At 41.6% G+C, this 14,298-nt stretch carries 12 protein-coding genes and 1 pseudogene; 3 read left to right on the top strand and 10 right to left on the bottom strand.

Translation table 11 applies throughout. The features are described from left to right. Nucleotides 1-34: 34 nt before the first annotated feature. A complete protein-coding gene (locus G4P69_RS04565; RefSeq protein WP_208340522.1) occupies nt 35-634 on the top strand; it encodes a CBS domain-containing protein in 600 nt (199 codons plus the stop codon). 194 nt (nt 635-828) lie between these two features. Further along, a complete protein-coding gene (locus tag G4P69_RS04560; RefSeq protein ID WP_208340521.1) occupies nt 829-1,128 on the top strand; it encodes a hypothetical protein in 300 nt (99 codons plus the stop codon). A 40-nt stretch (nt 1,129-1,168) separates the two neighbouring features. Here the strand turns inward: G4P69_RS04560 and G4P69_RS04555 are convergent, their stop codons facing one another. The 10 genes and pseudogenes from G4P69_RS04555 to kdpB all read right to left on the bottom strand — a co-directional run bounded on the left by G4P69_RS04555 (nt 1,169) and on the right by kdpB (nt 12,455). Further along, a complete protein-coding gene (locus G4P69_RS04555; RefSeq protein WP_208340520.1) occupies nt 1,169-1,651 on the bottom strand; it encodes a DUF3368 domain-containing protein in 483 nt (160 codons plus the stop codon). Further along, nucleotides 1,644-1,901, bottom strand: coding sequence for a UPF0175 family protein (locus tag G4P69_RS04550; protein ID WP_208340519.1), 258 nt, complete (start codon nt 1,899-1,901; stop codon nt 1,644-1,646). Before G4P69_RS04550 ends, G4P69_RS04555 begins: the two co-directional genes overlap by 8 nt. Nucleotides 1,902-2,017: 116 nt before the next feature. Next, complete coding sequence (locus tag G4P69_RS04545; RefSeq protein ID WP_208340518.1) at nt 2,018-2,869, bottom strand: acyl-CoA desaturase; 852 nt, start codon at nt 2,867-2,869, stop codon at nt 2,018-2,020. 149 nt (nt 2,870-3,018) lie between these two features. Beyond that, entirely contained in the window at nt 3,019-3,477 is a 459-nt protein-coding gene (locus G4P69_RS39005) for a response regulator (RefSeq protein WP_243902276.1), read from the bottom strand. 12 nt (nt 3,478-3,489) lie between these two features. Further along, nucleotides 3,490-5,058: pseudogene (gene bchE / locus G4P69_RS04540) on the bottom strand (magnesium-protoporphyrin IX monomethyl ester anaerobic oxidative cyclase); the annotation flags it as partial. Between the two features lie 252 nt (nt 5,059-5,310). Continuing rightward, nucleotides 5,311-6,708, bottom strand: a complete 1,398-nt coding sequence (hemN, locus tag G4P69_RS04535; protein WP_208340516.1) for an oxygen-independent coproporphyrinogen III oxidase — start codon at nt 6,706-6,708, stop codon at nt 5,311-5,313. Between the two features lie 614 nt (nt 6,709-7,322). Further along, nucleotides 7,323-7,943 (bottom strand): K(+)-transporting ATPase subunit C, encoded by a 621-nt coding sequence (gene kdpC, locus G4P69_RS04530; RefSeq protein ID WP_208340515.1) that lies wholly within the window; start codon nt 7,941-7,943, stop codon nt 7,323-7,325. 170 nt (nt 7,944-8,113) lie between these two features. After that, entirely contained in the window at nt 8,114-9,823 is a 1,710-nt protein-coding gene (gene kdpA, locus G4P69_RS04525; RefSeq protein WP_208340514.1) for a potassium-transporting ATPase subunit KdpA, read from the bottom strand. A gap of 236 nt (nt 9,824-10,059) precedes the next feature. Further along, nucleotides 10,060-10,326: a K(+)-transporting ATPase subunit F gene (gene kdpF, locus G4P69_RS04520; RefSeq protein WP_208340513.1), complete on the bottom strand. Its 267-nt coding sequence runs from the start codon at nt 10,324-10,326 to the stop codon at nt 10,060-10,062. A gap of 32 nt (nt 10,327-10,358) precedes the next feature. Continuing rightward, the gene (gene kdpB / locus G4P69_RS04515; RefSeq protein ID WP_208340512.1) at nt 10,359-12,455 is read right to left on the bottom strand and encodes a potassium-transporting ATPase subunit KdpB; all 2,097 of its coding nucleotides are present in this window, start codon (nt 12,453-12,455) and stop codon (nt 10,359-10,361) included. 379 nt (nt 12,456-12,834) lie between these two features. On the opposite strand from kdpB, the gene G4P69_RS04510 reads away from it, so the two are divergent. Then, a complete protein-coding gene (locus G4P69_RS04510) occupies nt 12,835-13,953 on the top strand; it encodes a sensor histidine kinase (RefSeq protein ID WP_208340511.1) in 1,119 nt (372 codons plus the stop codon). The last annotated feature ends 345 nt before the right edge of the window (nt 13,954-14,298 follow it).

The raw sequence follows: 14,298 nt of genomic DNA, 5'->3' as shown, positions 1-14,298 counted from the left end.
TTCACTTCTTAGAAATTCTTGAGGAGGTAGACCTATGTTAAAAGCAGCTGACATCATGACTAAAGATGTTGCCACCATTCGCAGCTCAGCAACCGTGGCTGAGGCTGTTAAGCTGATGAAGGCAAGAGATTGGCGAGCGCTAATTGTAGATCGCCACCATGACCAAGATGCTTACGGCATGATCACTGAAACTGATATTGTTTACAAAGTAATTGCTTTTGGGAAAGACCCCAATCAAGTGCATGTCTATGAGATAATGACCAAGCCTTGTATCGTGGTCAATCCCGATTTAGGTTTGGAATATGTAGCGCGGTTGTTTGCTGACTATAATCTGCTCAGAGCACCTGTTATTCAAGGAGAACTATTAGGTATAATTTCTATAACCGATATTGTTACTAAGAGTAAGTTCATTGAGCAACCCGGCACAGTCGTGCTAGAAAACAGGCTTCAGGATGCAATTAAAGAAGCTCGTGCTATCTGCGCTCAAACTGGTCCTTATTCTAAAGAATGTGCTGCAGCTTGGGATATTGTGCAAGATTTGGAATCAGAGATAGCCCATCAACGCTCAGAGAAAGTCCGCAAAACAGTTTTGGAGGACTACACTGACGAGTACCCAGAAGTAATGCCAACCTAAGTTCGCATACTTTGTACAGTCTGTCATTCGAAAATTCTTTCTTTGCCGTAGTCTGTTAGACGCGGCACTTTGTTTTGTGATTATTCAATTGGGTGTACTCCGTCTGATATCAGCACAATGGTGCATGATGACAGATCATCGTAAATGTTTTAATGCGAGTAGTAGTTTTTTGGTATGATTAGCAATTTAAAGTTATGGAAAATACATTATTTGATAAAATATTCCGCGACAGTAACGGCGAAATTGTTATAGCCCAGCCGCCAAACCCACCGCTCATCCTTTGGTTAGCCGCTAGTTTACTCAGACTAGTTTTTAGAGCAGATGCAATCAGTACAGCGTTAGACGTAATTGCTTTTGGCTCTATATTTACTTGGGCGTGGCTGGAATTATTTCAAGGCGTTAATTATTTTCGTAGAGGGCTAGGCTTAGTCGTGCTGATTGGTGCGATCGCGTTTAGAACCGTCAGTCTTAATGCGATCAGATCTTTGATCTGATGCTATTTTTGATAGCAAGTGTCAAAGCCAATTCCGAGCTTTATTCTTCTGCTTGCTGTTTAACGAACTGGATTAAATCATCAGACAGCCATAAGCCAGCATCTTGTATAGCTTGAATTGGCTCTGAAATTTCAGGAATTAAACCTCGTTTCTTTGCCAAGACAAGCATTCCTAAAGTTCCCATGAATGGAATGTTTAAGGTTTTAGCTACTCGTCTAGCAGCAGCATCATCAATAATTGCCCGATAATCAGTATTTTCTAGAGCAAAGCTGAGAACTTCAGATTCTCCACGATCTAATCCCCAAGATAGAATTAAAGATGAGACACTGGTCAGGGTAACTCGTTTCCCCCAAGAAGCAAGAGGTAATTGTCTCGATGCTTTATCAGTTTTTCCCGCTTCGACAATTTCATCCCAAACACCAGAAGGAACGAGAATTTCAGTGAATAGTTGTGGTAGCAAGTAGTCAAGCTGACTTTTTAGCAGAACAATTAGAGGGGAAGTATTAATCACAACTTTATTCATCTATATTGGCTATTTCTTCCGCTAATTCTTGATTGGTGTACTGAAATGGAGAAACCTTATATCGAGAAAGAATATTAATAAATTCTGCCCTATTTAAACCAGCAATTTCTGCGGCTTTCCCTTGAGATATTTCCCCGATTTCGTACCATTTCACAGCAGCAGCTATCCTCATTTCTTGAGCAAATTCATCAGGAGCTTTTCTGAGAGCAGAAAAAACGCTGTCTGGAAATTCCATGGACACATTTTTCATAAAAACTACTTGTTGGCGACTGCTAACTGATTATATAAGACAAATTCCCCGGCTTAAAAAGACCGAGGAATTACGACGAGAAAAAGTGAGATTAAATATACTCCGACGAGACTGATTCAACCCCTGTTTTCAAAGGCTTGTTCTGGAGGCATAACAACTTTACGCGCTAAACCTGTCTGCTTGAGTAGCCAGATCGCCCACCAGGTTATATCAAGTTCCCACCAGTACCAGCCAGCCTTTGCCACATTGGGATAGGCGTGATGGTTATTGTGCCAGCCTTCACCATAGGTGAGAATGGCTGCCCACCATAGGTTGCGAGAGTTATCGTTTGTTTCAAAGGTGCGGTAACCCCACATGTGAGTGATAGAATTAATAAACCAGGTGCTATGCCACAGTAAAACTGATCTGACGAACATACCCCAAATAACAAACGACCAACCACCGATCGCATAAAGCAATAGCCCTAAAGGAATTTGCAGCAGTAAAAAGTAGCGATTCAGCCAGACATAAAAGGGATCACGGACGAGATCCGGTGCAAACCGCTTGTATTGCTCATAATCAAAGAATTCTGCATGAGGATAGAACAGCCACAACATATGGCTCCACCAAAATCCTCGGCGAGCGGAGTAGGGATCTTTTTGTTCATCTTCTGTATGGGCGTGGTGAAGGCGATGTCCAGCAACCCAAAAAATAGGTCCACCTTGAAGAGCTAAAGCACCAATCAAGGCGATCGCATACTCTAACCATTTGGGAACTTGAAAACCACGATGGCTTAAGAGCCGATGGTATCCTAAACAAATACCAATACTACCAAACAGCCAGTGCAGTAATAAAGTAATGCCCAAAGCAGACCAAGAGAAAAACCAAGGGGCTAGTAATGCTAGTAGATGTACACTACCAAAGAAAATCACAGGTATCCAATTCAGTGACGGCTCTTTGGGTTCTGTTAACAAGTTATTTGCAGTCATTAAATAAATCCTCAACCACACAAAAAAATAAATAATTGGTTCACAGTGATCAGTAAACAGTTATCAGTTAACCCCCATCGATGAACCCTCGCGGATTTTTTCAGTACCAGCGGCTCTTCCTGATAACTGATAACTGATCACTGACATCACTACCAGGCAGTTGGAACTGACTCGACTAGGCTAGTCAGATGCGGATCTTCATACGCTCCATTTCGATACGTACTTCGTACAGCTTCTGCTAGTTGTTCAATGGGTGCATCTTTTAAACAAAAGCCATCGGCTCCTGCGGCAACTGCATCAGTAAGGAGCGATCGCTGCTCAGGCGTCAATAAAACCAGGATTCTAGAGTGAGTGACGTAGGAATTTGCCTGTACTTTGCGTGCCATGCGAATAAACTTTGCTAGATCCATATCCGGCAGTGACGCATCAATAACGGCAACATCCACGTCAATAGATTCTAGAAGCACCAAACCTGTTTGTGCATTAGTCGCTTCACTTGCAACTTCAATACCATCCTGGGCTCGCAGATTTACTCGCAAGTTAATCCGGGTTTGCTCATCATCTTCAACAACAGCAACCTGAATTATCTCATTAAGTTTCTGTGGCATGGTTGGGTGAGTATCACATTCTGGCAGATCACTTGGCCCACCGCAAGCCGAAACTGTTCCTACAAAGTTGACATCTGCGGGGCGATCGCCTTTAATCTGAGCCATTTGTTCGGCACTAAGAATTCTAGATTCATCAAAACCAAACTCAATCTCAGTGTGCAGCCCTTTCTGTTTGACTCGTTGCAGGTTGTAAAAACGTTTATTCAGCGTTGTTTTAACAAACGCCCAGAGACATCCTAACAAATACCGACGCTTGAAGGGATCTTTCTCAAACCAGTATTCCAGAAATTTCCAAGAATAAAAGCGGGCATAATTGCGAAGTACTCCTTTAAGAACTTCTTCCCGTGTCATGTTGTCTGGCTTGATAATCGGCGTAACAAAGTTGTAGTGAGAATAATCTCGAATTTCAACTTTATCAGCTAAATCTTGGAAAAGTTCAGAAAAAGGCCAAGGCGTGTACATGTTCCAGTTGGTCATGTCTGCCTTCCAATCTCGCGCCATGCGGTAGCTTTCGTTAACCGTTTCTGGGGTTTCATTAGGTAAGCCCATAATAAACTGGACTTCTGCTAAAATCCCGTTTTGGCGGAGGAGTTGAACGGCTCGCTTGTTGTCTGCAATAGTCGTTTCTTTGCGGAACAAATTGAGGTTTAATTGAGCAGCTGCTTCAGTTCCTAATGATACGTGTACTAAACCCGCTCGACGATAGAGGGGTAGTTCTTGCTCATCCCGAAGAATATCAGTAACTCGTGTATTAATACCCCAGTGAACACCAAGATTGCGGTCAACTAACTCATTACACAATGCCACAAACCGAGATTTGTTAATTGTCGGTTCTTCGTCTGCCAGGATGAAAAAGCCAATTTTGTGTTCTTTTACCAAAAGTTCAATTTCATCCACAAAATTTTTCGGAGAACGCGAACGATACTTGCGCCAGAATTTCCACTGACAACAGAAGCGACAACGGAAAGGACATCCCCGTGAATAGTTAGGAACAGCAACTCTTGTATTAAGTGGCGTGTAAATATAATGGTCCCAGTCTAGCAGGCTCCAATCTGGAGTGAGGGTATTTAAGTCTTTGATCGGTGGGTGAGCAGGCGTCGCTACCACCTTACCATCTTCTAAGAACGCAATGCCCAAAATTTCCCGTCGGTCTTTTTCATCTGTGCCGTTGGCGATCGCCCGCACCAAATTAACCGTAATCTCCTCTCCCTCTCCCCTAATGATATAGTCAGTCCAGGGTGCTTCGTTGAGTACTTCCCGATACATATAGGTTGGATGCACACCACCCATAATAGTTTTTGCATTCGGGCACACCTGTTTCACCAGTTGCAATGTACGTTGTGACTGATAAATCATCGGTGTAATTGCTGTTGCCAGCACCACATCGGGTTGATACTCGCGAATAATCTCCGCCAGTTCTGCATCAGCAATGTATTTAGTCATTGCATCAACAAAACGGATCTCGGTAAAGCCTGCGGTTTTCAAAGCTCCACCAACATAAGGAACCCAACTAGCTGGCCAATTTCCAGCAATTTCTGCACCACCAGAGTGATAATTAGGTTGAATCATCAAGATACGCATTAGTTGCCTTCCTGCTTTCTAACGGCGATATATATAGTTGTGAGGGAGAGATGATGATGAAGAAGTCAGGAGTCAGAATTCAGGATTCAGAATGAATCAGGATTTTACTCCAAAACCTGTGAAGACAAAGTACGTATATTTATAATTGAAACCCCTGTGTTTATCCGCCAGCCACGATGCACCTTTATTCTAACTTCTGACTCCTGACTCCTGACTCCTGACTCCTGAATTCTGACTCCTGAATTCTTGTCATTAGACTGCTCTTGAGAAGCTAGATTTTGTGTTTCGCCTGAGATAGGCATCAAACGTCGATGCAATATTTCGGATCAGTAACCGTCCAGCGGGTGTAACTTTGATGTGATTACGAGAAAGCTTGACCAATCCATCTGCTTCCAATAAGCGTAGTTGAAATTGTTCATGAGCAAAATATGTGTCAAAATCCAGATCAAAGCCGAGGTGATATTTTTGTTCAATATCATCAGGTGAAAGCTGGAATTGACACATTAACTCCATAATCACTGTGCGTCGAATGATGTCATCCTGATCTAAGGTAACGCCTCGTTCTATCGGCAGTTCATTTGCATCAACCACCTGATAAAAGTCTTTCAGACGCTTATGATTTTGTACATACACATCATTTAGCATACTAATTGAAGTCACCCCAAAACCGATCAAATCGGATTCTGGCTTAGTCGTATATCCCTGGAAGTTCCGGTGAAGCTGTCCTTCTCTTTGCGCGATCGCTAACTCGTCATTGGGTTTAGCAAAATGATCCATACCAATGTACTGATAACCATGTTCGGTTAATTCCTCGATCGCCATTTGCACAATGCTCAACTTTTCAGCAGGTGAGGGTAGTGCCTGCTCAGGAATTCGTCGCTGCACGGGTTTCATCCAAGGGACATAGGCAAAATTAAATTTGGCAATGCGATCAGGGTTGAGTTGAATGGTTTTACGAATTGTTTTTCGGAACGTTTCCAGCGTTTGAAACGGCAGTCCGTAGATCAAATCTACATTCACACTCTCAAAACCTGCATCACGAGTCCACTCCATGACATCAAATAACATTGATTCTGGCTGCACCCGATTTACAGCTTCCTGCACGTTCAAATCAAAATCTTGAATGCCAAAACTGATGCGGTTAAAACCGAGATCTCTCAGGGCAAAAAGATAATTCCGATCCAATGATTTAGGATTAACTTCAATTGAAATTTCAGCATTGGGATCAAAGCGAAAATGCTCTTGAATAGCTGCCCACAGCGTTTCGATCTGACTAAGGGACAAGTAATTCGGTGTCCCACCGCCCCAGTGCATTTGCTGGACAGTACGTTGTTGATCAATCAATTGAGCCATCTGCTGAATATGCCGAATCAGATAGCCCAAATATGTTTCAGCAAATTCTCTACGCTGCGTAATTACTGTATTGCAACCGCAGAAGTAACAAGGAGTATCACAAAACGGAATATGACAATAGAGCGACAGGGGCGTTTTTTTGTAGTTGCTAACCGCAATCCCAGCTCTAAAATCAATGACATTAAACTCTGGCTTCAACTCAGTTGCAGGTGGATAACTGGTGTAGCGCGGTACAGGGCGATCATACTTTTGGAGTAATTGACGATCAAACTGAACTGTGGGCAGCAGCTGTTGCATGGGTGGGTGTTCTCCTAAATGCTGTACTATCGTACAGGTTCTTGTCCAGATGAGCAGTGTGGTTTAATGCAGAAAAAATAAATAGCGACATTTATAAGGGGTGGCGATTGCGCAAAGCGCATTGCCCCTTGAGCGATCTGCGCTTCTCCCCTTGGGAGAAGACTCGCTACCGCTTCGCTAACGCTATCGCCGCCAGCAAGATGGCTTTAAATAATACTTTATAAATGCGGTGTTTTCGTGGATAGTATGGGCGTGTTTGGTTCCTTCTCGCAGGCGTTGGGCTAAATCCTGCCTCATATCAAATACCTCTAGCTCAAATCATGACGGTATTGAACAATACCTTGCAGGTAATTTTGCTTCCCAAACAAGATCTTGCTCAACAAATCGATTATTGAAAACTTTATAACTAAAAAGTCATTAAGTGTCTATAAGTTTTTATATCTTAATAATGTCTTGATAGGATAGTACAAATACTCAGAGTAAAGGGCAGGCAATCCCTTCTTTGCCTTTTATATTTTTTAACCCGCATTTCTCACAAATCAGAAATGCAGGGTGTGGGGTGTGGTGAGGAAGAAATTTATTCAAGTCGGCACACAACCATTAGGAGTGCACCTCTACTTGAAATTATCTAGCGACAAATTAAGTCTGAGGACGTTTACCCGAGGTTCTCCCAAAATTCCCAATTGGCGCAATATAGTATTTTTGCTGATCAACTTTTGAACTTCTGTAACTGGGATATTGCGGGCTTTAGCGACGCGAGGCGCTTGTAAGTTAGCATTAGCGATGGAAATATCAGGGTCAAGTCCAGAAGCAGAAGCCGTGACTGCATCAACAGGTACTAGTGTATCTGCACCTAAGCCATTTTCCTTTCGGTAAGCAGTGACTGCATTTTTAACGCCATCAATTAATTTTTTGTTAGTGGGACCATAATTGCTAGCAACACTTTGAGCAGCATTATAAGGCTCTGCTTTGTCAGTAGTACCAGTTTTGGTAGTAGCACTAGGACGGGGATGAAAGTATTTAGGATCCGTGAAGTTCTGACCAATAAGTTCCGAACCAATGACCTTACCATTAACAGCGATTAAACTCCCTTGGGCTTGGTAAGGGAAGATAACGTTTGCAACTGCTGTTGTCAGCAAAGGGTATACTATACCACACAGGATAATAAACCAGATAGCAGTAGTGATTGCTGGTATTAATAAGCTAATTAAAGGTGAACGAGACTGAACTGTCATAAAAGTAGAAGGATTAATGAATATAGAAGTCAGAATTCAGAATTCAGGAGTCAGAATATAGGAGTCAGAATTCAGGAGTTGGAATTGCTGTATATCTCGTAGATGAATAGGTAAGTTTGAATCTTCTACTGATTTATTCTGAATTCTGGCTCCTGGCTCCTGAATTCTTGTTAAAAAGTTTTACCCGCCGCTAGCTGAAAATGCTCTGCTATGGGACCAAGAGCTAAAGCTGGGAAGAAAGTCAATCCACCAACAATTAAAATCGATGCTAGTAACAACACCCCAAAGAATACATTATCAGTGGACATAGTCCCAGAAGTAGCAGGAACTTTGGGTTTGGCAGCTAAGGAACCAGCAACCGCCAACAGTGGTAGCAAAGGACTCAAGTAACGGCCTAAAAATATAGCTAACCCAAGGGAGGTGTTATAGAAGGGAGTATTGGCATTCAGCCCAGCAAAAGCAGAACCGTTATTGGCTGTTGCGGAAGCGTAGGCATATAGTAGCTCAGTAAATCCGTGGGCATCAGGGTTATTTAAACTAGCTAATGCGTTTGGCCAAACTAAAGCTAATCCAGTGAAGAATAGAATTGTAAAGGGGTGAGCCAGTAGCGACACAGATGCAAGTTTGACTTCTCTAGCTTCAATTTTCTTACTTAAAAACTCTGGAGTGCGACCTACCATTAACCCGACAAGAAAGACTGTGATAATTGCGTATTGAATCAGGTTAATCAGCCCCACGCCTTTACCGCCGAAAACAACGTTAAGAAGCATTTCACTCAAAGCAGCAAAGCCACCCATTGGTGTGAGACTATCATGCATTGCGTTGACACTTCCAGTCGTAGCAGCTGTTGTAGTGGTGACAAATAAGCTGGTTTGGGCAATGCCAAATCTAACTTCCTTCCCTTCAAAGTTGCCACCGCTTTGCAATGTACTCAAAGTTTGATCCACACCCGCTTTAGTTAACAAGGGATTACCTGCTTGCTCAGATGGAAATACAATCAGTAAAAATCCAATAAACAAAGCTGTAAATACTCCAAAGAATACCCAGCCTTGACGTCGTCGTCTGATCATCGTCCCAAAAGCATATGTAAGTGCTGGAACAATCAGCAACATCGATAGGATATGTAAGGTATTGGTTAAGGGTGTGGGGTTCTCAAATGGGTGAGCGGCGTTTGTATTAAAAAACCCACCACCATTAGTACCAAGGTGCTTAATTGATTCTAAGCTAGCAACCGGACCACGAGCAATGATTTGAGTTGCGCCTTCTAAAGTGGTGGCTTGAGCTGCGGGAGCTAAAGTCTGAGGCATTCCTTGCCATACAAAAACCAGCGCTAGAACGAAGCTAAGGGGTAAAAATAAACGGTATATACTTCGGGTTAAGTCCACCCAAAAGTTACCCAGATTGTTAACACCATTTTGACTTAATCCTCGGATGACTGCTACTCCTGTAGCTAAGCCTGTTGCTGCTGAGGTAAACATCATAAATTGGATCATTGCCGTCTGGCTGAAATAGGAAAGCGTCGTCTCTCCTCCATAAGACTGCCAGTTAGTATTAGTGATAAATGAAATTGTTGTGTTATAGGCAAGATCCGGAGAAACAGCAGACATTTTATCTGGGTTGAGAGGCAAAAAGGTTTGGAGCCGGAGCAATCCATACCCTAAAAGTGCCATAACTAAGTTGGAGAGTACCAAAGCTTGGCTATAACGTTGCCAAGTCATTTGCTCTCGAGAATTGATTCCCAGGAAGCGATAAGTATATCGCTCTAGCAACGTGTCCCTTTCATCGGTAAAAATCCCGACTAAATATTTACCTATTGGTACGACCAAACCAAACCCGATGATCAACAAAATGATCACTATTTGCAAAATGTTCAATATCATAAAAATTTATTCCTTAAAACCATTCAAGAGCTTTAATTAAGGGAAAAAGACTGAGAAAAGTGATTAAAATCAGACCAATAAAAATAAGATCGTTCATGGTTTCGTTTAACTTAATTGATGAATTAATAAAAGAATTCAGAAGTCAGGAGTCAGGAGTCAGAAGGAGCTTAAGAATTATTTATGGATAGAGTTATCTAATTATTCTGAATTCAGAATTCTGTATTGTGGCTCGTTCTTTAAAAGCGTTCTGGTTGTAACATCACCATCATTAGATAAATCGCTAGTCCTACCGTTACGAGTCCTAATAACCCGATTGCATAAGCATTCACTCGCGAAATTGCTCCGCCTGAAGCAGCCAAAACAGCAGGAGCAACTATCAGGTTTAAGCATAGTGCAATAAAGAGTTTTAACGGAACAGACCGCAGCTTCCCTTCAGATTCAAACATTGCTGTAAAATCCTTTAGTTGAGTTAGTGTCTCATCAACTAAGTTCTGTTTCTTCATAAATTAAACACCTCCTAAATTTCAATCACAGATTATGCTAAGCCAATAGCGGAAATGATCACGTCAATAATTTTGATCCCAATAAATGGAGCAATAATACCGCCAACTCCATAGATGTAGACGTTGCGTTGTAATAGTTGATCTGCTGTCAAAGGTCTAAACTTCACGCCTTTAAGTGCTAATGGAATCAAGGCAGGGATAATAAGAGCATTAAAGATCAAAGCTGAAAGAACCGCAGATTGCGGACTTGTCAAAGCCATAATGTTTAAGCTACTCAGTCCAGCAGCAGCAAAGATAGCAGGAATAATTGCAAAGTATTTGGAAATATCATTAGCTATTGAAAACGTAGTCAACGCACCTCGTGTAATCAGTAATTGCTTACCAATCGTGACGATATCGATCAGCTTTGTCGGATCGGAATCTAAATCTACCATGTTCGCTGCTTCTTTGGCTGCTTGAGTACCCGAGTTCATTGCTACACCCACGTTTGCTTGAGCTAAAGCTGGAGCATCGTTAGTACCATCCCCCGTCATTGCAACTATTTTATTTTCTGCTTGTTCGGCTTGAATCACTCTCATTTTGTCTTCTGGTGTGGCTTCGGCAATGAAATCATCAACACCAGCTTCTTCAGCAATGACAGAGGCGGTAATTCTATTATCTCCTGTGAGCATAATAGTGCGGATACCCATGCGGCGCATCTGGTCAAATCGTTCTTTGATACCTGGTTTGACGATATCTTTAAGATATATAATGCCGTACATCTCTCCGTCTTTGCATACCGCTAGTGGTGTACCACCCAAACGTGAAACCCGTTCGTAAGCTTTATCAAGTTCGGGACTGAGGTAACCACCGCGCGATCGCACAAATCCTTTAACAGCATCAACTGCGCCTTTACGCACCTCCACACCATTCGGCAAGTTTGTCCCACTCATACGAGTTTTAGCTGTAAACTCAACTCCTTCCGCTTGACTTTCGTCAAAATCTACCTTTGCTCCTAAGCGATTTGCTAAGCCGACGATTGATTTGCCTTCCGGGGTTTGGTCAAAAATACTAGCAGCCAAAGCGACTTCAGCCAATTGCTCTTGAGTGTGACCATTAATGGCTATAAACTCTTCAGCTAAGCGGTTACCAAGGGTGATCGTCCCTGTTTTATCTAAAATTAGAGTATTGACATCTCCACACGCTTCAACAGCCCTACCTGAAGTTGCTATCACATTAAACTGAGCTACCCGATCCATACCCGCAATCCCGATAGCACTCAGCAATCCACCAATAGTGGTAGGAATCAATGCCACTAGTAAAGAAATTAAAGTAGCAATACTGACTGGATTACCTCGATAATTAGCCATCAATGGCAGTATAGTTACCACGACCAAAAATATCAACGTGAGTCCTGCAAGTAACACCGTCAGAGCAATTTCATTTGGAGTTTTCGTCCGTTCTGCTCCCTCTACCAAAGCAATCATCCGATCAATAAAGCCTTGACCTGGATCAGCCGTTACACGGATAGTCAATTCGTCAGAGAGAATACGTGTACCACCAGTTACGGAACTGGAAATATCTGTACCTGGTTCCTTTAAGACTGGGGCTGATTCACCAGTAATAGCAGATTCATCTACTGAAGCTATCCCGCTAATGACTTCTCCATCAGCCGGAATAATATCACCAGCAATGACTTTTACCAGATCTCCCCTGCGTAGGTTAGTAGAACTTATCGATTGCACTGAACCATCAGGTGAAAGTCTACGAGCTGTGGTGTCTGACCTAGTGGCTCTCAGTGCATCAGCTTGCGCTTTACCTCTACCTTCTGCAACCGCTTCGGCAAAGTTAGCAAACACAATAGTGAAAAACAAAATCACAGTAATTAGAAAATTGTAAAAATGTTGATCCTTTCCAGGCGTTGTGCCAAAAATATTGGGTGTAATGGCTGTAATAGCAGTGATGATCGTACCTACCCAAACCACGAACATGACTGGGTTTCTAACCATAATCCGAGGGTCAAGCTTAACGAAAGACTCGCGGATCGCTCTTGAGTAAAGACCGCTCGTATTCACCGTCCTTGACGAGTGTACTTCCCCTTTAGATGGAGAATAAGGTGTTGTTAGAGATGAGGATTTAGAGGAACTCATATTTGAATAGAAAATACATGTAGGTTCTGTACTGGACAAAACTAAGGGAAGTCCTGTTTTTCAGGAGTTTTATTTAATGATGTTTTGAAAGTATGTATATTTTTTGGCTTGATTTAGTTTGTACATAACAACCAAATTTCTACACTTTTTATTATGTAACATTTTTTCGAAAAAATCATATTTTTTCTATCGAATTCAAGATATAGTTTTTTATTAAACTTGATAAACGAAAGGTATATATATCTTGTTTATTTCAAACCAAAACCGTTTATAAATTTTGTTTATAGCTATAACCTGTATATTTTATTCAAAGAATAAATTCATTTTTGAATAATTTGTTAGTTTAGATAAATAAGGTTACAGTTCATTTATTCTCCAGATGTTTCCTCTTAAGCTTCTTTCTCATACAGATAAACCACATATAAGCACGTTCTGGACAATTGGGGGAATGTTCATAACTATAGCATTGTTGGAAATTTTGACTCCACCGGACTATGTGTTTGGCTATCTTTATATTGGTCCGATTCTGCTAGCAAATGCTCGTCTAAGTCGAGCATCAGCACAAAAACTAACTTTAGCTGCTTGTATTTTAACGATGATGAACATTTGGGTTCCAGGGATATATCCTGTAGGATTTCCCACAATTGCGAGTCGAGCAATTGCAGTTTTGGCACTGACTGTGACAGACTTTCTCAGCTATCGTAACCGTTTATATCAAGTAGCACTATTGCAACAAGAGGCAAAACTTGAAGCACAACAGAAGTTGGCTACTGTCCGAGAAGACTTTGCTTCGACTCTAACCCATGACTTAAAAACTCCTCTATTGGGCGCTATTGAAACAATACGAGCGTTTGAGCAAGAGAATTTTGGCTCTGTTCTTCCTACGCAGAAAAAAGTTTTAGCTACAATGATTCGCAGTCATCAGACGAGCTTGCAGATGGTGGAAACACTTCTGGATGTCTATCGTAACGATATAGAAGGGCTAAAGCTACAGTTAGCACCTATCGATCTGGCTGCGATCGCACAGGAAGTTGCAGCAACTTTAACCGAACTTGCGGAAAGTCGTCGGGTTTACATTTCATTCAACTACGGTGAATCAGACTTTCGTAAGTTTCTTTGGGTTTATGGTGATGCTTTTCAGATACAACGAGTTTTTGCAAATCTCTTAATTAATGCTATTAATCATTCTCCACGCGGTAGCAAAGTTGAGGTTATGCTGGAATCTAATTCATCATACCAAAATATCAGAGTCATAGATTCTGGAGCAGGCATTACTCTTGAAGAACTACCACATTTGTTTGAGCGATTTTATCAGGGACACAGCGATCGCCAAGCAAAAGGCTCAGGTTTAGGACTGTACTTGACTCGTCAGATTATTGAAGCACATGGTGGTCAAATTTGGGCAGAAAATCGTGTTCCTAATGGTGCAATATTCGCATTTCGTGTACCTGTATTGCTTTATAACTCATCCCCAGTTCCCATTACCCCTTATCCCTAGAGGCGACCAGTGAGTTCTCCAAAATTATACATTAAATATTTGTTTATAGGATATATATAAATTGTTTATAAACACAGTGAAAGCTTCTCTTATTTAAAGATATATAAGAGCAAGTATATACATAATAAACATAAAAATATATCTTGATTTTTTGAAAAAAACAGTTTCATAATGTACTTTAAATGTAAAAATATTTCTATGCCAAGACTATAGCTGTTACTAAATGCCAACCCATTCTTTTTACAGATAGGGCTTGTAGTTAGTTTTAGCAGACTAAATCTAAGTTCATTTACAGGCTACGTTCCCTGGAATGCAGATCAAGGGAGCGTTCTTACAATTAGTTTT

The organism is Aetokthonos hydrillicola CCALA 1050 (assembly GCF_017591665.1).
GTDB classification, from domain to species: domain Bacteria; phylum Cyanobacteriota; class Cyanobacteriia; order Cyanobacteriales; family Nostocaceae; genus Aetokthonos; species Aetokthonos hydrillicola.
The sequence above is the reverse complement of the archived record's forward strand: the minus strand, read 5'-3'. Positions and strand labels throughout refer to the sequence as shown.

Coding starts and splice junctions, on each gene's coding strand:
- G4P69_RS04510 (WP_208340511.1), top strand. CDS start 12,835: ATGTTTCCTCTTAAGCTTCTTTCTCATACAGATAAACCACATATAAGC.
- hemN (WP_208340516.1), bottom strand. CDS start 6,708: ATGCAACAGCTGCTGCCCACAGTTCAGTTTGATCGTCAATTACTCCAA.
- kdpF (WP_208340513.1), bottom strand. CDS start 10,326: ATGAAGAAACAGAACTTAGTTGATGAGACACTAACTCAACTAAAGGAT.
- G4P69_RS04545 (WP_208340518.1), bottom strand. CDS start 2,869: ATGACTGCAAATAACTTGTTAACAGAACCCAAAGAGCCGTCACTGAAT.
- G4P69_RS04555 (WP_208340520.1), bottom strand. CDS start 1,651: ATGAATAAAGTTGTGATTAATACTTCCCCTCTAATTGTTCTGCTAAAA.
- G4P69_RS04565 (WP_208340522.1), top strand. CDS start 35: ATGTTAAAAGCAGCTGACATCATGACTAAAGATGTTGCCACCATTCGC.
- kdpC (WP_208340515.1), bottom strand. CDS start 7,943: ATGACAGTTCAGTCTCGTTCACCTTTAATTAGCTTATTAATACCAGCA.
- G4P69_RS39005 (WP_243902276.1), bottom strand. CDS start 3,477: ATGCCACAGAAACTTAATGAGATAATTCAGGTTGCTGTTGTTGAAGAT.
- G4P69_RS04550 (WP_208340519.1), bottom strand. CDS start 1,901: ATGAAAAATGTGTCCATGGAATTTCCAGACAGCGTTTTTTCTGCTCTC.
- kdpA (WP_208340514.1), bottom strand. CDS start 9,823: ATGATATTGAACATTTTGCAAATAGTGATCATTTTGTTGATCATCGGG.
- kdpB (WP_208340512.1), bottom strand. CDS start 12,455: ATGAGTTCCTCTAAATCCTCATCTCTAACAACACCTTATTCTCCATCT.
- G4P69_RS04560 (WP_208340521.1), top strand. CDS start 829: ATGGAAAATACATTATTTGATAAAATATTCCGCGACAGTAACGGCGAA.